This window comes from Lentimicrobiaceae bacterium (assembly GCA_023227965.1).
GTDB lineage: Bacteria > Bacteroidota > Bacteroidia > Bacteroidales > JALOCA01 > JALOCA01.
This window is the reverse complement of record JALOCA010000020.1, coordinates 1-18577: the sequence shown is the minus strand read 5'-3', so window position 1 is coordinate 18577 and position 18577 is coordinate 1. Positions and strand designations below refer to the sequence as shown.

Here is an 18577-nt window from a genome sequence, read left to right as displayed (position 1 = left end):
CAGATACTTAAATGTGGCTTTTTTGTTTGTGAAATTTATAAAATAAAGTAATGAAAAAAGGATAAAATCCGGATTGGCGTAAAATATTTTTTAACTGGGGTTTCCAGCCGCGTTTGTGGGGATTCATCGGATAGGCATTACATTCAAGCCAGTTATATTTTACCATTTCTTCATATAATTTATAATAAAACGGACGACGGTATTTGTCGTGTACTTGCAACATATACATTATAAGATTTCTGCAGTTAAAAGGTACAAATACTTCCTGCGCAATGTCTCCCTCAGCCTGGGTCATTGCCTGCCATCTACCGGTTTGTTGTTCCCAACCATACAATTCGTTAATATTGACGTTGAATTTTTTTGCATACGGTAAAGCTTCGTCGAGCCAGATTTGCAAGTGTTTTTCCATAAACTTATTTCCATTAAAACCAGAAATTTGAGCAAAGTTTTTGCCATCTTTTTTCCGTGTTTTATCAATATATTGTTCCCTTATAATTTCACTGCTTACCGTACCTTTAATGGCTACTTTTTCCTGGGGAAAATATTCCATAAGGGTTTCATTAATACTTGCATAAGCAAGATGAGCAGTCGTAACGTTTCTTTTATAAATTTCCCAGAATTCGGGGCTGCATTCCTTTCTGCACTGTACGAGTTTGTGTTTTAGATTTAAATCTTTTAGAAGACTTGTAGAAATTTGCGAATCGGTACTTTCCTGCGTATACGACCAATAAATAAGGGTTAAATATTCTATTTCTTTGGCAAAATCTTTACTGGCAGCTAAAATGGTACGGGTGTCGTAACCTGCAGAAATGGTGCCTTCTACCGGGAAACGTTGGAATGCAGCATTGCAGAGTTTTTTTAGCAATTCGGCACTTTTTTTAATACCTTCCTTGTAAGGGGCAGGATAAGGATAATATTTATTAGGCCAATATCTGTGATATGTACAATGTTTCAGATCGAGGTAGAAGTTAGGCAGTAATTGAGAGATTTCCCTGAATGGGGTGGTCATACCGGGCCACCAATATTCGTGGGCATTTTTCCATTGTGGAGAGTTAATAAATTCCAGCGCGTCGCTGCCAATTGTAAAGCCCAATTCTTCTGCTATAATACCTGGAGTGGAAGCGCACCAGATTTCCCCATTCATTTCATTTGTATAGCAAACCTGGCGAAGACCGGCGGCATCGTGAAATAGCTTACACTCATTGCCATCGTCAATAATCAAAATCCATCTGCCACCTAAGTCATCGGTAAGGTTCTCAAAAATGTCATCAATTTTCTGAATTTTGCTGAGGATATCGTATAAAATATCTTCATCGGAAGATGAAATTTGTTCAGAATTAATGATGTAACCCAAAAGTGTGAGGGTAAATCCATTTTTGCTTACTTGTTTATAGGGCAAATCTGGATGCAGGGTAACAAAAAGCGTTTTATTTAAATTAAATTTATTCCATGTTGGAAATTTTTCAATAAAACGGGGTCCAAGTATAAATTGTCTTCTAAATAACAATTTTTCAGCATTGTAAGAATTTGCCATTTTAGATTAATTTAATTAGAGAAAATAGTTTATAAAGATATAATTTTTTTCTTTAGATAACAATTTTTATTTTAATATTTGAAATTTAAAAATATTTAACATGTTGATATTATTTTGGTTGCATTATTTATTGTTTTTTATACTTGTATGCTGTGTATGAATAAAACGTTGATTAGCTCCTTTGATTTTTAACAATGATATAAGCATAAGAAAAAACCCTTTAGGTAAATACACTATAGCTTTTAATGTTTGGATATTATAAAATTTTATAGGTATTGAAAGTAAAAAAGTAAAAACGCAAATTCCGAATAAATATAACCAGAATAACATTATATACAATGGATTAAAAATTAGAGAAAATATAAAAATAATAGTTATTATGCCTAATAACAAAATTCTTGGTGGCTGAATAAATTGAAATGCTTTATCAAAATAATCAATATTTCTATGTACAAATACTTCTTTTATTGCATCAAGTATATAAATTCTGAAATAATGTACCTGTGCAGAAAGCCACCTGCGTCGCTGGTTGGAAAATACTTCAGATTTCTGTACTTTTTCATCATAAACATAAGCATCAGGAAGATATTCAATAGTTTTTCCTTCTTTAAGCATTTTTAGTTCAATTTCTTTATCGAAACCTCCTACCGCCTTTATTCCGTTCATTAAGTTTTTAAAATAAGAATATTCAAAAGCCATTCCGGAACCTATAATTGCTGAGGATAATCCAGAAACCCTATGCCCTTTTCTGAAAATATGATTATTAATTTCTTCGCTGATAGCATCAAGAATTGCAAAAGGGGTATTCATGTTTTTTGCCACTCTGTGTCCCTGTACTGCCAAATAGCCTGCTGCGAACGACATATTTATTTTTTTTAGGAAATCTCTTTCCATCAGATTATCAGCATCAAGAATTATTGCTATAGCATAATCTTCGGGTAATTGTTCCATTGCTTTATTAAGGGCTTTTGATTTGGTGCTTTTTTCAAAACTTACTTCTATAAGTTTGATGGGCAAATTATTAAGTGCTTTTAGGGTGTTAGGTTGCAAACTATCGGCAATAACCACAACGTCAAACATATCCTTTGGATAATTTTGTTGTAAAGCATCGGAAGCCGACTCAACAACTACCATATCTTCTTTATATCCAGGTATTAACACGGCAATTTTTCGAAAGTTTTCATCAAACCTTTGACGGGGGTGATAACTAAAAATTCCTGCAATTGAAAAGTACAATAAATACAAGGTGGAAAATGTAAGAATAACAAAAAGAATCCATTGCATTAAATTTAGGAAAAATATCAGGGTTTCCATAACAATTATAACATGGGGTTTTCAAATATTTCTTTGTCAAACAAATGGGTAATATTCCATCCAATAGCCTTATAATAAGCAAAGAATAAATCAAATTTGCCTTTAATCAGCCATCGTAACGAGTTACGGGGAATTGCAATAAAAATTTGGTATAGTACGGCAATAAAAAATTTAAATCCCAAAATATTTCTTCGCATGAAAATTAAACGATTGCGAGTGAGGTAATATATTTTATCAAAACTCATTTTGCCGGTTGCAATTGATTCTTTATGATATACCAAGGATTCGTGTACATAATAAATTTTATATCCATTTCTTTTAATTCGTTCGCACCAGTCAGCTTCTTCATAATATAAGAAAAAAGCGTACGACATCATACCCACTTTTTTAATTACTTCCATTGAAACCAACATGGCTGCACCATGGGCATAGGCAGTTTCGCCACTTTGGTTGAATTGCCCCCGGTCAATTTGGTGGGAACCGATGGCAAAATTTCGTAAGGTCAAGGTATTCATTGTTGTATAGCCTGCATATTGAATGGTATCGGGTGTGTGAAAATATCGGATTTTGGGACTAACCGCACCAATTTCAGAGTGGGCTTCCATAATATTGACCAAGGGTTCGAGAAAATCTTTTGTAACTATAGTATCAAAATTTAATAGTAGGATATATTTTCCTTGTGCGGTCATCATACCAAAATTATTTCCTGCTGCAAACCCGTAGTTGATGGGACTTTTCACAAGCCGTACTCCAGGGTACGTCCGCTTGATAATTATGGGCTCATCATCGGGCGATTGATTGTCAACAACAATAATTTCGAAATTGGGATAGGTTATTTTATTTAGTGATTCAATAAGTTCGCAGGTAACATCCGAATGATTGTAGTTAACAATTATGATAGAAACTAAGGGAAGAAATTTTCGTGGTTTCACCTGGAATGTTACCTGTTCCATATTAGATTTTTTTACGTGCAATAATTAATATGAGGGATGGCTATGTATTTCTTTGTGAAAAAACAGGTTTTTCAAATGCCAACCTAATGCCTTAAGATATGCTTTCAACAGACTAAACTTACCAGTAAAAATATATACAAGCGCGTTTTTGGGGATAGAAAAAAATATTTGAAATAAGACACAGATAACCAGACTTAAACCTCGAATATTGCGGCGCATATACAATAAACGACTTCTGTTCAGGTAGTAAGTTTTTAATGGGCTCATTTTTCCGGTAGTAATTGACTCTTTGTGCAGTATAAGGGAATTGAATACGTAAAATATTTTATAGCCAGCCTGTCGGATACGGAAACTCCAGTCGAGTTCTTCATAATAAAGGAAAAATGCATTCGACATCAAACCGATTTTTTTAATAGTATCTACTCTAACCATCATAGCAGCTCCGTGGGCATATGCCGTAAGACGGTTTTTATCGTATTGTCCCATATCTATTTCTCTGAAACCTATGCCTTTACTTCTTACTGTATAATTATTGATAGGGGTAAGACCAGCATATTGAATAATTTCAGGTTGATAAAAAAAACGGATTTTAGGGCTTACAGCTCCAATCATAGCATCGGACTCCATGCAGGCAACCAGGGGTTCTAGAAAATGTGTATCTACAATTGTATCGTTATTTAATAATAAAATATATTTGCCTTGAGCTTCTTTAATTCCTATATTATTTGCTCCGGCAAAACCTAGATTTTTTTTGTTTACAATAAGCCGCACCCAGGGATGCTTCTGGGTAATCATCGTGGGATCATCGTTAAGAGAAGCATTATCAATAACAATAACTTCGATATGGGGATAACTGATTCTTGTAAGAGAATCAAGCATTTCGCATGTAACATCTGAATGATCAAAATTAACAGTTATAATTGAAACAAGTGGAAATTCTTTATTGTTATTTGCCATTATTTATTAATTATTTCTTTTGGTAACAAAATTAGGGTTCTCAAATTTTTTTTTGTTATATAATAATGGATTTTTAGTATTAAGCTGATATGTTGAAGCATTCGCAAATTCAGCAATGGCAGTACCGGCAGCTGTATCCCATTCCATTGTTTTTCCGATACGGGGGTATAAATGGGCACTTCCTTCAGCAACCATGCAAAATTTTAAAGAACTCCCTTTGTATAATTTTTCAATACTAAGTCCGGAAAAAGGAAATGATTGAATATATAAATCAGTTTTTTTATCAGAATGTGAGCGACTCAAAACAATAATATATCTGTCGCTGATTGTGTAAATTGGTAATTTTATAGAATTGGCAAGCACGGTAGGCAAACTCTCTATTTGTGAAAATCGGGTTATGTTACTCGCCTTATATGATCCCAAAAGGGAAGAAGCAAAATACAATTCATTATATACGGGAATAAATATAACACCAATTATTGCTTTATTTTTATGGATTAATGCTATATTAATTGTAAATTCTCCATTATGATGTAAAAATTCCTTAGTGCCGTCTAATGGGTCAATTAACCAAAAATATGACCATTCTTTGCGTAAATAGTAGGAAGTTTTTTCACTTTCTTCACTGATAAAAGGTAGTCCAAGCGGTTCTAAATATTCTATGATGATTTGATTGGAAGCAATATCAGCAAATGTTAAAGGGCTTAAATCCTGTTTTAATTGAAAGGGGATATGTTTACTATTATATATATTAAGAACTTTCTGACCGGCATAAAAAGCAGCCTGAATTGCTTGAATCAGAAAGGAATTAATATCGATAGGTACTTGCATCCTGATGAAGATTTGTTAAGTTCATTTTTTAATCAAAAATAGGATTTTATTCCTAATAATGCAAGTTAACAGAAAGTGTTTGCGATTTTTCCGTAAAATACCGAAAATTATTGAAATAAGAGGCGATGTGTTGTTAGAAACTTAAAGATTTTATCAGCATAAATGTGGTTGGCAAGGGCATTGGGATGGGGATCGTAGGGTTCGTTAGTATATTTGCCACTTTTATTATCTATCGAAATATCAACGGTTAATATTTTCATGTTGTTACAATAGCTCAGCATTTCCGTTGTTCTTTTATCATTATTTATTCCAGCTACAATAAAGGTGATATGATTTTGTATACAAAGCCTGTTCATTTCTTCGATAATTGCCTTAGTAACTGTATGGCTATCGGAAAAACGGGCTTGCAATGCATTAAATGCTCTTTCAATAAAATGGATTAGTGCAGATTTTGTATTAAAAGGAGGTCTATGGTAAGTAACATTACAAGGTTTATGAATGATAAGCCTGGCATTTTTAGTGAGCTCAGCATAAGGTTGTACTATGGTACCGAGAAAGTTATATGCTGTTGCTGCTTTTCTTCGGCTTGCAGAAAGTGTATTGCGGGCATCGTGCATGGAGGCGTAAGCTAATATAACGATCCTGGGTTTGATTTTTTTCTTGAGGTCGCGCTGTAAAAGTAGCAAGGAATGTATTGTTCCATACCCGCTTACGCCATAGTTTATTATCTCATATTCACGGCATTTTTCTTGTAAACGCCAGGGATATGTTTCCCAGTCATTTATTGACCAGCCATGTGTACAGGAACATCCAAAAATCCAAATTTTTTCTTTGCTTGCATACGAATTGTTCATTTCTTCCGGATGCGTAATTCGCAAAGTTGCAGAATCGTGTGTGGTGATAAAAGAGTAGTTATGGGGCAGAAATATCCGGAATTTCCCTGCGATATGGGTATAACCAAGATAATCGTCAGCCATGAAATATTTACCTCCGGGTGTAACTTTAATCAAGTCTTTACGGTCGGGATTATCTGGCGTAAACCCTAATAGTCTGAGACCAAATTCGCCAATAATAAATAAAATGACGCTAAAAAGTGCTATAAGAATAATATAAAATATTATTTTTTTATATATATTAGATTTCATTTTACCACATTTTTTCAAAATCATTATCTGAAAAGTTTTTATCACGAAGATCGTAGTAAGAAAATAAATTTTTATTAGTTAACTTCAGGGGATCTTTATTTTTGAGCTTATATAATATAGAAATAGGAAATAGAATAAAATAAAAAATAATAAAAAGAATTAAATGAGTTACACAATATCTTATACCTTGTCCTATCCAGTCCCAACCCTTGTACAAATGTAGGGTTATTTGTGGAAAAAATAAACCAATAGCGGCAATAGTAATAGCAATATATAAAAAAAGAATATATCTGAAAATAAAAAATATAATTACTAATATTGCAGTAATTAATAAAATAAATTCAAGAGACTTAATTCGTTTTTCTTTCATATTACTGCGTTTTAAAACAATGTATATATAAATGGACCTAATACAGAACTTGTGCTTATAAAAAGCAATAATGCAAGTAATAATAATATAAATATTATGGGGGCAAGCCACCATTTCTTTCTTTGTTTTATAAAAAATAATAATTCCTTAAATATATCAAACATATAATTAATCTGGTTTTATTTTTTCTTTATAATAGCAGTCGTCTTTAAATTCAGGTTGATCGTTTTTATCAAAAATAAAATTGTTCAGTACAAGGTAATCCATTTCAGTGTGCATAAAACATCGGTATGCATCTAAAGGAGAACATACTATGGGTTCTCCACGGACATTGAAACTGGTGTTAACAATAATTCCATAACCGGTAATCTTTCGAAACGACTGGATAAGTTTCCAATATTTAGGATTTATTTCCTGGTGAACGGTTTGCACTCTTGCAGAAAAATCAAGATGTGTTATTGCCGAAATATCAGATTTTACAAAATACAACTTTTCATTCAAAAAAAGGTCGTTATAATTATCGGGAAGATGGTTTCTATGATTTTGGTTTATATAGTCAATAAGTAACATATAGGGTGATGCAAACCCGGATTCGAAGTATTCTTTGCTATGTTCAATAAGAACCGAAGGAGCAAAAGGGCGAAAACTTTCTCTATATTTTATTTTTAAATTTAGTTTTTTTTGCATTTCTACATTTCGTGCATCTGCAAGAATACTTCTGTTGCCCAAGGCTCTGGGACCAAATTCCATTCTACCCTGAAACCACCCTACTACTGCTCCATTGCTAATCAATGTTGCAGTAGTGTTAAGCAATTCGTCTTCTGATTGATAAAAAGTGTATCTGGCTTTGAGCTTTTTTGAAATGATTTCTATTTCTTTATCTGTGTAATCTGGACCTAATAATGCTCCTTTCATACCATCCTGTTTGTTATCTGATTTACGTTCTTTTTGCGCAAACAAATGATATACAGCTAATGCGGCACCCAGCGAACCGCCTGCATCTCCGGCGGCAGGTTGTATGAAAATATTTTGAAATATTCCGGAACTTAAAAGTTTACCATTGGCAACACAATTAAGTGCTACTCCTCCTGATAGGCACAAATTGGCGGAGCCGGTTAATCTTTTTGCTTCTGCTGCCATATTAAATACTATTTCTTCGGTAATTTGTTGAATAGCAAAAGCAAGATCACAATGTTCTTGGTTTATAGGAGATTCCGGTTGCCTTAAAGGTATCCCCAAAAGTTTTTCCCATTTTTTTTGGTGAAGCATTTTTAGCCCGGTAGCAAATGCAAAATAGTCCATGTTGAGTTTTATGGAGCCATCAGGTTTAATATCAACGAACTGCTCTTTAATTAGAGAAATAAACCTTTTTACATTGGGGGAAACCGGATTTCCGTATGGGGCTAATCCCATTAATTTATATTCACCGGAATTTACCCTAAAGCCTGTAAAAAGGGTAAATGCGGAATAAAGCAATCCTACTGAATGGGGAAAATGTAATTCTTTAAAGATTTTTATTGTATTCTGTTGTCCATATCCGATAGATGCTGTTGCCCATTCACCTACTCCGTCAATGGTAATTATTGCGGCTTCTTCATAAGGAGATGGATAAAAAGCACTTGCTGCATGCGAAAGATGATGTTCAGAAAAAAGGACGGGTGTTTTTTTGGAATCGAATTGGCTTATTTTATTTAATTCATCCTTGATAATTTTTTTAATAAGAAGCTTGTTTTTTATCCAGATAGGTATAGAAATAGCAAAAGAACGAAACCCTTTGGGGGCAAATGCGTAATACGTTTCAAGTAATCTTTCGAATTTTAGAAATGGTTTTTCATAAAAAACGACGTAATCAAGTTCGCCAGGGGATATATCTGCAAAATCCAGGCAAAATTTAACAGCATTAACAGGAAAAGATTCATCATGTTTGATTCTTGTAAACCGTTCTTCCTGGGCTGCAGCAATGATTTCACCGTCGTGAACTATACATGCTGCTGAATCGTGATAAAATGCTGAAATTCCTAGGACTAGCATAGGGTACAATTTATGTTTTTTCCATCTTCATCAAATCTGTTTGTGTTGAACTTACTAATTTATTGTCGAACTGAGGTGCCATAAACAATATTGCCATACAAATATAAATAATAATACCCGATGGCATTTGACCAAAAACTCCATTGCCATAACTGGCTGCCATCATGCCTACTATGCCCGAGGCAAGGGCACTTAAAATGAGTTTTAGTTCAGTGTCTTTAATCGTAAACATTATATAATAGGACGACTTAATTATAATGTATCCTAAAATTAACAGGTGCAGGATTAAACCCACAATACCCTGTTCTGCCCATATTTGAACATACCAGCTATCGGTTGCCACATTAGCAAGGAATCCCTGCGGCGAAAATCGTTTTCCCCAGTCACCTGCACTTCCTATACCTCCACCAAACGGACGTGATGCCAGATACGTTTTAAGGATCGCCCTGTTTTGCATTCTCACAAGGTATGAAGCGTCATCTGTGGGTGTAAAAGCAGTTCGCATACGCCTGATTTGTGCATTGCTCTGTCCAATATATGTATAGCGAAAAAAGGAGTAAACCCCGATAATGATGAGCGAGCCAACTAATAATGCTCTAAAATTTTTTCTGTGAATAAGATACAAAAGCATTCCTGCCATGGGAACTGATATAGCACCACGTGTACCGGAAATCATCATCCCATATAGTCCACCTAAACCCATCATAAGGAAAAATACCTTTTTCTTCCAACCTTTTACAATGAAAAATAAAATCATTCCTACTATACCGGCATGACCTTGGGCTGCACCAAACTGCCCTGCATCACTAAAAAAAGAGAAAACGCGTAACTCACCAAAAATAATGTGTGTTATTCCTCCAGTAGTATCAAGCCAACGTTGTTCGGCATAATCTGGGCCAATATACAATTGCTGAATTCCTTTTAATGTGCCTAAAATAGAAAATACCCCCCATACATATAAAAAAAACCAAACAAATTTCATCTTGTTGAGCAATAGAAAAGCGAGAGGTATAGTCAGCAACATATACAAGTTCATACCACGCATAGCATAAAACCATGCAGTACGGCTAAGTGCTTCCGGGTTAAAAAATTCAAATACGGCGTACAAAAACCAAATAAGCGACAAAAGTGATAAATCATTTTTTGCAGGTTTCCAATCAACCCCGGTATAAAAATTTTTAAAAAATAATGCAATATAGCTCATTACCAAAAACCCATCTACTGATAAACCCAAAGGAATTCCCGGAATATATCGGGTTACGCCGATTGCAATAAATGCAAAAAAAAGTGCAGTAAATAAACCTATTAGTGGAAAAATGAAAAATCTGTTTAAGAAAAAAAGAATTGGGGGTAATACCAGTAATGCCAAAGCAGATTTTAAACCTCCAATAGCAATAATATAGCCCAAACCAACAGTAAATAGTAATATTAAGACGATTACTACTCCATTGGCAAGCCATTCTGCCCCTGTTTTTTCTTCAAAAATCTTATTCATTTTATTCTTTCAAAAACTAATATAAAAATAGTCAAATTTTTAAAAAGCTAAATTTACGAATATTCTGTTTGAAAAATTTCCAACCGATAATAAATATTTTATCAAATTGTATGCTAATTTCTTTATTAAGAAAATGAAAACCAACAATTACGCCTATGATTGTCATAATAATTGTTGCCATTGCTACCATCATAAGTACTTCTGTTACAGGGACAGAAGGAAAGATTGCTGTAATTACAAAAACGGCAATTATGTCTCCTATAACATTAGCAATTACCATATAAATGACTTTAAAAAAATTCTGCCGGGGTTTATTGATACTGTCCAGGGCAACACCTGTGAGCCGATCAATAGGTATTAACATTCCATAAATACAAAAAACCCGGAAAATATTAGCAGCGCTGACATATTCTCTACCACCCAATATAATACATAGTTCTTCTGCAAAAATAAAACACAATGCTATTACAGGCAGAAAAATAAAGCTGAGTGCCCCCGCATAGGAATAAAATAATCGTTTAACTTCTTCAAGGTTATTTTCAATACTGGCTTTAGACATATGGGGAAAAACTGTGGATAGGAAACTTCTTACAGGGATTTCAAGAATTTCAGTAAGTTTAATGGGGATGCTGAACAAGGCAACGCCTTCGGCTTTTAGGAATGGACTTAATCCGATGATGAAAATGTCTGCACTTTTTAACAGGTTACTGCCAATTAAAGTTCCTGTAGTGTATTTCCCAAAATTCAGAATTATTTTATTTGTGTTTTTTGTTGCTTTTTTAATATAATTCCACCCATCCCATTTATAATACATACTAATTGCTGACGTAGCAACATTTATTATCAGATATGCATATAATATAATGTTGATATCAGCCGTCTGATAAAAATAATAGAAGGCTAAAAAACCAACAAAAGTTGCATTATTAAATAAACGAAGGAAGAGAATTTCTCTGAATTTCAAGTCGGCACTTAATATTGAGATTGCATTATTAAAAGGAAGATTAATTATGGAAAGTACAGGATACCACATAAAAAATAGATAATATCCTGAGAATTCAATACGACTTTTCAATAAAATTAGCGTTAACCATAAAATACCTATAATAATTAGGGTGGACTTTATGCTGATTACCCAGTTAGATCCGATAAATTTTTGCCTTTCTTCCTCTTTAGAACCGGAAAGAAAACGAATTATTGCAGTTCGGGTGATTCCAAATCGCATCATTTCAATGAAATTGCCCGCAGTGATGAATAGTACCCATTCACCCAAATCTTTGATAGGTAGTATCCTTGCAAGGACAAAGAAACTGAGCAGTCCGAAAACTGCTACAACAACATTTCCTAAAAGAGATAGAATGTTGTCATTTTTCAGCAGCAACTTAATTTTACCCAGCACGGTGTTAATTAATTATACTTCTCTTAGCCTGAAGCGAATTCTGAAAGGCAGGATTAATGTTTTAAGAATTTTTTTAACTGTATTTACTTTTTCTTCGCTTGCGTTAATATTAATAATATCTTCAAGTGCATACAATTCGGTATAATTAAGGATTACCATCGGGATTTCCCTTGATACATCTCTGAATGTACGTAGTGCATTGATGTCTGCTTTGCGCCAGTGATGAATTGCCTTTACTAATAAAAAGGATGCATCTACTGAATTCATGAGTTCTAAGGGAAATGAATGCAATACTATGGGCGGTATTTCAAGAAAAATATAGTCGTAATCATAGTTTTCTTCCCGCAACATTTTGGAATCGAACAAATCGCCAATGCTATTAATGTCTGCAAATTTATTGTCAACTAAATATGTATAATTCACATTATAATCTTCTGCAGGCTTAAGGGTATTATCAAAAGTATAGTTTAAGTATAAAACATTTTCGCCATTTACTCTGAGTTTGTCAATGATTTGTGAGGCTATAAGCGTTTTCCCTGTCTCTGATTTGGTACTAAAAAACAAAATTAAATAGGGCTTTCTTGGAACTGTTACAGAATTATGATGGAGTTTGAATTTGAGGTTTTGAATCATAAATTCTGTCAATCTGTTAGCTAATAGTGTGTAGTCAACCTGCCCTAATTTATTGGAAAGGATTTTAGGATATACTCCTGCAAGTTTCAACCCCGTGAGCTTTTCGGCTCTTTCTGGTGTTTTTATTGACGAATCGAGATATTCGAGTATTATTATGATAAATGCAATTGTTATGAACCCAGTTATGGCAGCAAGTAAAACTAAATATTTTGATTTTGACGGATTTGCGGAAATGGGGAAATAGGGTGGGTCAACTACCTTGATATTGGTTGACATTTCAAGGTTTTGCTGGTTCATTTTTGCAAGGTTAAGGCTACGGAGCAATTCAAGATAAGATTGTTCAGCAACACTAATCTCGCGTTCAATGCGCTTAAGCATAGCTCCCAAGGGCGCAAAAATTTGATAAGTACGCATAAAATCCATTTTACGATTATTGAGTACTTTTAAACTTGCTTTGGCTTCTTCAAAAGTAATGGCATTTTTTAGCCACTCGGTAAGCAAATCTTTCAAAGGAATTCCCTGTGTGGACCGGCTATACAGATACAGTTGATCTACATAAAATTTCAAGTCATCTTTTAATTTTTTCGACTGGTCGTTCAGGCTCTTCAGGCGGGCGTTTACTGACGGATCATAATCATCGGAAATTTTATTGATGGCAATTTTTTCCATTATTTCTGATAGTTGATCCCGTTTTTTTGAAATCTGGCTGCTTTTGAGATAAATACTGTCTTTATTGGTGAGTTTTGCTTCAATTTCTTTTAATGCTGCCGAAGCTCCCGACAATCTGATTTGTTCATCCTGGTAATATTTATCAAGATCTTCTTTTTGAACGGCTATGTATTTTGATTGCTCGTAATAGTTTATGATATTGTTGGTTTGGTTGAATTTCAGCAAGCGGTCTTCAGCATTTTTTAAGCGTTGATTTGCCATTCGAACCTGTTCTTCGAAGTAATTAACTACAGCATCGGTTTGTTTTGCTTTCAGCAAACGGTAGTTTTTCATAAATACTTCAGAAAGAATACGTAGCGTTTGCTGACAAATTCCAGGATCATCGGTAATGTAAATCACTTTTACAAGGTCACTGTTTTGAATTCGCTGTACTTGGATGCGCGAAGTTATTGCTTTTATGCTGTAATGCTGATGTGTATAGTTAAGTAATTCGTAAACAAAATTGGAGTCACTGCTTGCATAATAAGCAGTGAGATTGTTTACAGTTTTTTCGTAGTCAGAAAGACTGATTCCTGGAGGGATAATCGGGTCTTTTCCTGTTACATATGGCGAATATTCCGAAACATACAATTTGTAAGTAGTGGTGGAAGAAGGAGTTTCTTCTGCCAAATCAGCGGATTCCCATGAATTGAGTTGTGTTGTATCCATAAGCGAATTATTCGCTTGATAAAAATTGGATGTATCGTTGGACACTAAATTATTTTGTGTGTCCTTATTGTTAGGTCTATTGATTACAAGGGTTTGCCCTACTACAACTGAACTATTTTGCAAGTTGTTAAAACTTGTAAGTTCCGAAACGGTAATGTCGTATTTTTGAGCAATGGTAAGTAAATTCTCACCAGGTTGTACAACATGGTAAATAAATCTGTTAGGTGATTTTTTCTTTATAATAAGGGTTTGTCCGGTTTTGACATTAGCAGAGGTAAGGTTGTTAATATCGCGGAGTTCCCCTATGGAGATATTGTATCTGCTGGCAATTGATTGCAAAGATTCGCCGGGTTCCACTACGTGGTATTCATTGGGGTCAGGGGTGGTGGTAGTTTGGGTAGATAAATTGATATTTTGAGAAGTAGTAGAATGGGATTGTAAGGGTGATGTTGTTGGAGTGGTAGCAGTAGCATTTCCCTGCATATTGTTTAAATTCTGTTGCCGGGATTGTATTTGCCCCTGAAGATCATTCAGTTGCTTCTCAAGTTCTTTAATTTGTTGAATTTTTTCTCGTTCTGCCCCAGTTTTATCAAATTTAACTACTAAATTTTTTACATTTTTGGGAACAATACGTTGTAACTCTTTAAAATGGTCTTGGGAAATATATCGGGCATCGGGTTTTTCAAGTAAAAGGTGTTGGGCAAGCAATCGGAGTGAAGTCTGTTCTATAGTTTGGCGTGAATAAATAAGATTAATAAGATTGTCGAATTGCATATTGGTGGCGAAATAGTCAAGATTGGTACGGGCAGTTGTTTCAATAGAGTAGCCTGATCCTATACCTGTATAAACCACAGTTTCAGATTGATATGCTTTTGCTTGGTTACGAGTAAAATAAAATACTACAACAGCTAATAAGATAGGGATTATTATTAGCAAAGGCAAGTGTCGTTTAAACAATCGTAAAAATTGTAGAATGTCCATTTACTTCAAATTAAAAATTAAATTAAATTCGATACCCACAGTTTCTTGAAGCAAAAGATAAGATTTTTTAAATTGTGCTTTAATTTGTTCATATTCTAAAGCGCCTCGCGTTTGAATTTCTTTTTGACGAGATAATTCCACAATTGCAATTTCGCCATTAAGAAATTCATTTTCAGCCATTTTCATTTGTAACGCCGTATATTGTTGGTAATCGTTGCTTACACGAAGAGCGTTTTGTTGCCCTACCATATTCATGTAATGTTCAATTACTATAGTTCGTATTGACCTTTCCTGTTCGTTTCTTGAACTAACTGCTTGTTCAACCTGAGATTTTCGTTTGTTAATTTCATTGCGTCGGTCGATAATATAGAAAATGGGTAAGCGCATGGACACTGCCACTTCGTATTGCGCACGGTTGGAGGTTGTAAGGTAATACCTGTTAAGTCGTGTAAGTTCATCTTTGTCGTCGAACCACCATGTTCCGTTATTTACATCTAACCCTAGATTAATATAGTGGGTCCAATCCCGTTTTGCAGTAGTAACTTCACTTTGGCGATAAGCAATGTTAAATTCTTCATTTTGAATTTTAGGAGAATGTTTAATTGCAGAATCAATAAGAGCTTCCAGAGGAGGGAGCTTTTCGGTAATATCGTCTGTTAGGGGATTAAAAATTTGCGTACTATCAATTTTTTGTTCTTGTGCCGAAACGGAAAGACAACACCAACCCAACAGAAAATATATATATAAAAGCCTAATATTCACCATACAAAGTGATTTGAAAATACATTATTTATTTTAAATTTCCTGCATTTTTAGTTTCCAAAACTATTTTAAAATTAACACTAAATTTACTTAGCATTATATTTGTGAGGGTTAGCATTTTACTAAAATTATTAACTTTTTTTTAACAAGATTATCTTAAATTCAGAATTTCAATATTTTATAATTTAATATCTTTAAAAGTGTACAATCACACATTTTCTTTTTGAAAAAGTGCCGGTATAGTCATTAAAATGATTTTCAAGTCGCCCCAAAAAGAGTTATTACTTGCATATTGATTATCAAGCTGTTTTCTTTCTTCTTCTAACATGGTACCTTTACCTCTTTTATTCACTTGCCAAAGTCCTGTAATCCCGGCAGGCCCCAGGAAACGTTCGCCCCACTGGTCGGATGTAAGTAATTCTGCTTCGTACAAAGGAAGAGGGCGGTTCCCTACTATTGACATGTCTCCTTTTAACACATTGATTAATTGAGGGAGTTCATCAATACTGGAGTTCCTGATAAATTTCCCGATTTTAGTAATACGGGGGTCGTCTTTTATTTTAATGAAAGCAGATTTTGATTTTTCTTTTTTAATTTTCAAATAATAGTTTTCGCAGATTTCTTTTCCTTCAATGAAAAGAGTGGGGGAACAATAATGCCCCAGTCGTTCACATTCAGGACAAAGCTCATCAATCGCATTGTTTTTTTCTTCAATTTCTGCTTCGTATTGGTTTAAATGTTTAAGTTCGCTTAAACGGGAATCGGCACCTACATACATCGAACGAAATTTATAAAAATCGAAGACTTTATATCCGGTACCTACTCTTTTCGAAATATAATACACTCTGCCTTTTGATTCTATCCTTATGGCGAGGGCTATGATTAACAATATGGGGGAAAGTATCAAAAGGGCTGTGCCGGCAATAAAAATATCGAAACTCCTTTTTAAAAAGGGAATTCTGTATTCATGGGAAGTAGTTGGTGTATGTTGTAGGGTCGCACGGATGGAAATGTATTTTTTAAGAAATTTTATTCTGGACAGAATATCTTTTTCGTTGAGTGGGGTGAAATAACAATCATCAATGTGGAGCGAATATGCTTCATCCTGAATTTTGGGGTCGTATGTGTGAGAAATTAATATAAAAGGGGTTTTAGTATGAATATTTTTAGATTTAAGGAATTTAAAGATGTCAATGCCACTCATACCGGGGATGTACATATCGCAGAGTATTGCATCCAGAACTTTGTTTTCGTCGAGCCAGCGCAAAGCGGATAAACTATTTTCACGATTAAACAATTTTACCTCTGTTGTATTTTCAAATTGATTGATTATACTTACATCACCTCCAATATATAATATTTTAAGTTCTTCTTTTAGTGGCTGTTCCATAAAGAATGGTTAAATAATAATTTATTTGCGTGATAGCAATAATTCAATGCGAATAGCAAGTTCTTCCGGGTTGAAAGGCTTTATCATATAATCGTTAGCACCTAATTTCAAGCATTTTACTTTTTCCACACTGCTTTCGATACCCGAAAGCATAATGAGGGGTATATTCTTAAAATATCCACTTGATCTCACATTTTCTATGAATTCATATCCATCAAGGTTTGGCATCTGGATATCGGCAACAATTAAATCGGGAAGGTTTCCTTCCTGCATCCAACTTAGGGCTTCTAAACCGTCTGATTTACTAATTACTTCATAATCCTTATTCAAAAAATTTTCTAACAACAAACGGATGCTCTTTTCGTCGTCAATTACTAAAATTTTCTTTTTCATTTTTCCATGCTTAATGATTAGCTATAAAGACACACAATATCAGTCTTAATGTTTGCAAATGTATAATAATACATTACTAATTCAAAATTTTTTACTTTCCAGCATTTTTTGCAACTCGAACATTTCATCCCTGTAGTGGGCGGCTTCAATAAAGTCTAGATCTTTTACTGCTTTTTCCATTTGTATCCGGGATTTTATTATGGCTTTTTTTAATTGGTCTGTTGATAAGTAGTGTATTACGGGATCGGCAGCAACACTAAGATTTTCATTTTCCACATAGGCTTTTGGAATTTTTGTTTTTGCCATTTCGTTGGTTTGAGCCAGCACAGATTGTGTGGATTTGACAATTTGCGTAGGGGTAATATTATTTTCCGCATTAAACTGTAGTTGTTTTTCTCTTCTTCTGCGTGTTTCATCAATTGTACGTTGCATGGAATTGGTGATAGTATTTGCATACATGATTACTTTACTGTTAATGTTACGTGCTGCACGACCAGCAGTTTGGGTTAGCGACCTTTCTGACCTGAGGAAGCCTTCTTTATCCGCATCTAAAATAGCAACCAGCGAAACTTCGGGCAAGTCAAGTCCTTCGCGGAGAAGGTTAACGCCTACAAGTACATCGAAAATACCGAGCCGGAGGTTGTGGATAATTTCTACCCTTTCGAGTGTTTCAACATCGGAATGTATGTACCGGCAACGGATATTAAGCCCCGATAAATATTTCGTAAGTTCTTCTGCCATCCGTTTTGTTAAGGTCGTTACCAAAATGCGTTCGTTTCGGCTGATAACTTTTTCTATTTCATAAAGGAGGTCATCAATTTGGTTTATACTGGATTTTACTTCAATCTGCGGATCGGGCAGCCCGGTAGGACGTATTAGTTGTTCAACTATAACACCTTCGCTTTGCTGAAGCTCATAATCGGCAGGTGTAGCGCTTACGAATATGGTTTGATTGATTTGATTCCAGAATTCATCGAATTTTAAAGGACGATTGTCGAGAGCGGAAGGAAGG

General features: G+C 34.4%; 16 protein-coding genes. All 16 read right to left on the bottom strand.

Features of this window, described 5'->3' with window-relative positions; genetic code table 11:
• Positions 1-7: 7 nt before the first annotated feature.
• Entirely contained in the window at positions 8-1534 is a 1527-nt protein-coding gene (locus tag M0R21_08070) for a hypothetical protein (protein ID MCK9617779.1), read from the bottom strand.
• Between the two features lie 123 nt (positions 1535-1657).
• Positions 1658-2695: a glycosyltransferase family 2 protein gene (locus tag M0R21_08065; protein MCK9617778.1), complete on the bottom strand. Its 1038-nt coding sequence runs from the start codon at positions 2693-2695 to the stop codon at positions 1658-1660.
• 158 nt (positions 2696-2853) lie between these two features.
• Positions 2854-3801, bottom strand: coding sequence for a glycosyltransferase family 2 protein (locus tag M0R21_08060; GenBank protein MCK9617777.1), 948 nt, complete (start codon positions 3799-3801; stop codon positions 2854-2856).
• Positions 3802-3825: 24 nt separating this feature from the next.
• Positions 3826-4758: a glycosyltransferase family 2 protein gene (locus tag M0R21_08055; protein MCK9617776.1), complete on the bottom strand. Its 933-nt coding sequence runs from the start codon at positions 4756-4758 to the stop codon at positions 3826-3828.
• Positions 4759-4764: 6 nt separating this feature from the next.
• Positions 4765-5589 carry a 3'(2'),5'-bisphosphate nucleotidase CysQ gene (locus M0R21_08050; protein MCK9617775.1) on the bottom strand — a complete coding sequence of 275 codons (825 nt, stop codon included), beginning with the start codon at positions 5587-5589 and terminating at the stop codon, positions 4765-4767.
• 107 nt (positions 5590-5696) lie between these two features.
• Positions 5697-6734, bottom strand: a complete 1038-nt coding sequence (locus M0R21_08045) for an SGNH/GDSL hydrolase family protein (protein ID MCK9617774.1) — start codon at positions 6732-6734, stop codon at positions 5697-5699.
• A 1-nt stretch (position 6735) separates the two neighbouring features.
• Positions 6736-7104 carry an SxtJ family membrane protein gene (locus M0R21_08040; GenBank protein ID MCK9617773.1) on the bottom strand — a complete coding sequence of 123 codons (369 nt, stop codon included), beginning with the start codon at positions 7102-7104 and terminating at the stop codon, positions 6736-6738.
• 11 nt (positions 7105-7115) lie between these two features.
• Positions 7116-7268, bottom strand: coding sequence for a DUF5989 family protein (locus M0R21_08035; GenBank protein MCK9617772.1), 153 nt, complete (start codon positions 7266-7268; stop codon positions 7116-7118).
• A 4-nt stretch (positions 7269-7272) separates the two neighbouring features.
• The gene (locus tag M0R21_08030) at positions 7273-9135 is read right to left on the bottom strand and encodes a carbamoyltransferase (protein MCK9617771.1); all 1863 of its coding nucleotides are present in this window, start codon (positions 9133-9135) and stop codon (positions 7273-7275) included.
• A gap of 10 nt (positions 9136-9145) precedes the next feature.
• Positions 9146-10630, bottom strand: a complete 1485-nt coding sequence (locus M0R21_08025; GenBank protein ID MCK9617770.1) for an O-antigen ligase family protein — start codon at positions 10628-10630, stop codon at positions 9146-9148.
• Between the two features lie 31 nt (positions 10631-10661).
• Positions 10662-12029: a hypothetical protein gene (locus M0R21_08020; GenBank protein MCK9617769.1), complete on the bottom strand. Its 1368-nt coding sequence runs from the start codon at positions 12027-12029 to the stop codon at positions 10662-10664.
• A gap of 12 nt (positions 12030-12041) precedes the next feature.
• Positions 12042-15020, bottom strand: coding sequence for a LysM peptidoglycan-binding domain-containing protein (locus M0R21_08015; GenBank protein ID MCK9617768.1), 2979 nt, complete (start codon positions 15018-15020; stop codon positions 12042-12044).
• Positions 15021-15785 (bottom strand): TolC family protein, encoded by a 765-nt coding sequence (locus M0R21_08010; protein ID MCK9617767.1) that lies wholly within the window; start codon positions 15783-15785, stop codon positions 15021-15023.
• A 205-nt stretch (positions 15786-15990) separates the two neighbouring features.
• Positions 15991-17172 (bottom strand): sugar transferase, encoded by a 1182-nt coding sequence (locus tag M0R21_08005; protein MCK9617766.1) that lies wholly within the window; start codon positions 17170-17172, stop codon positions 15991-15993.
• A gap of 21 nt (positions 17173-17193) precedes the next feature.
• Positions 17194-17565: a response regulator transcription factor gene (locus tag M0R21_08000; protein MCK9617765.1), complete on the bottom strand. Its 372-nt coding sequence runs from the start codon at positions 17563-17565 to the stop codon at positions 17194-17196.
• Positions 17566-17646: 81 nt separating this feature from the next.
• Positions 17647-18577, bottom strand: a 931-nt coding sequence (locus M0R21_07995; protein MCK9617764.1) for a UvrB/UvrC motif-containing protein, incomplete at its 5' end; no start/stop codon positions are given.

Bases quoted from the DNA above. Each gene is read 5' to 3' on its own strand.
- M0R21_08070 (MCK9617779.1), bottom strand. From the start codon at position 1,534: ATGGCAAATTCTTACAATGCTGAAAAATTGTTATTTAGAAGACAATTT.
- M0R21_08060 (MCK9617777.1), bottom strand. From the start codon at position 3,801: ATGGAACAGGTAACATTCCAGGTGAAACCACGAAAATTTCTTCCCTTA.
- M0R21_08055 (MCK9617776.1), bottom strand. From the start codon at position 4,758: ATGGCAAATAACAATAAAGAATTTCCACTTGTTTCAATTATAACTGTT.
- M0R21_08050 (MCK9617775.1), bottom strand. From the start codon at position 5,589: ATGCAAGTACCTATCGATATTAATTCCTTTCTGATTCAAGCAATTCAG.
- M0R21_08045 (MCK9617774.1), bottom strand. From the start codon at position 6,734: ATGAAATCTAATATATATAAAAAAATAATATTTTATATTATTCTTATA.
- M0R21_08040 (MCK9617773.1), bottom strand. From the start codon at position 7,104: ATGAAAGAAAAACGAATTAAGTCTCTTGAATTTATTTTATTAATTACT.
- M0R21_08035 (MCK9617772.1), bottom strand. From the start codon at position 7,268: ATGTTTGATATATTTAAGGAATTATTATTTTTTATAAAACAAAGAAAG.
- M0R21_08030 (MCK9617771.1), bottom strand. From the start codon at position 9,135: ATGCTAGTCCTAGGAATTTCAGCATTTTATCACGATTCAGCAGCATGT.
- M0R21_08025 (MCK9617770.1), bottom strand. From the start codon at position 10,630: ATGAATAAGATTTTTGAAGAAAAAACAGGGGCAGAATGGCTTGCCAAT.
- M0R21_08015 (MCK9617768.1), bottom strand. From the start codon at position 15,020: ATGGACATTCTACAATTTTTACGATTGTTTAAACGACACTTGCCTTTG.
- M0R21_08010 (MCK9617767.1), bottom strand. From the start codon at position 15,785: ATGGTGAATATTAGGCTTTTATATATATATTTTCTGTTGGGTTGGTGT.
- M0R21_08005 (MCK9617766.1), bottom strand. From the start codon at position 17,172: ATGGAACAGCCACTAAAAGAAGAACTTAAAATATTATATATTGGAGGT.
- M0R21_08000 (MCK9617765.1), bottom strand. From the start codon at position 17,565: ATGAAAAAGAAAATTTTAGTAATTGACGACGAAAAGAGCATCCGTTTG.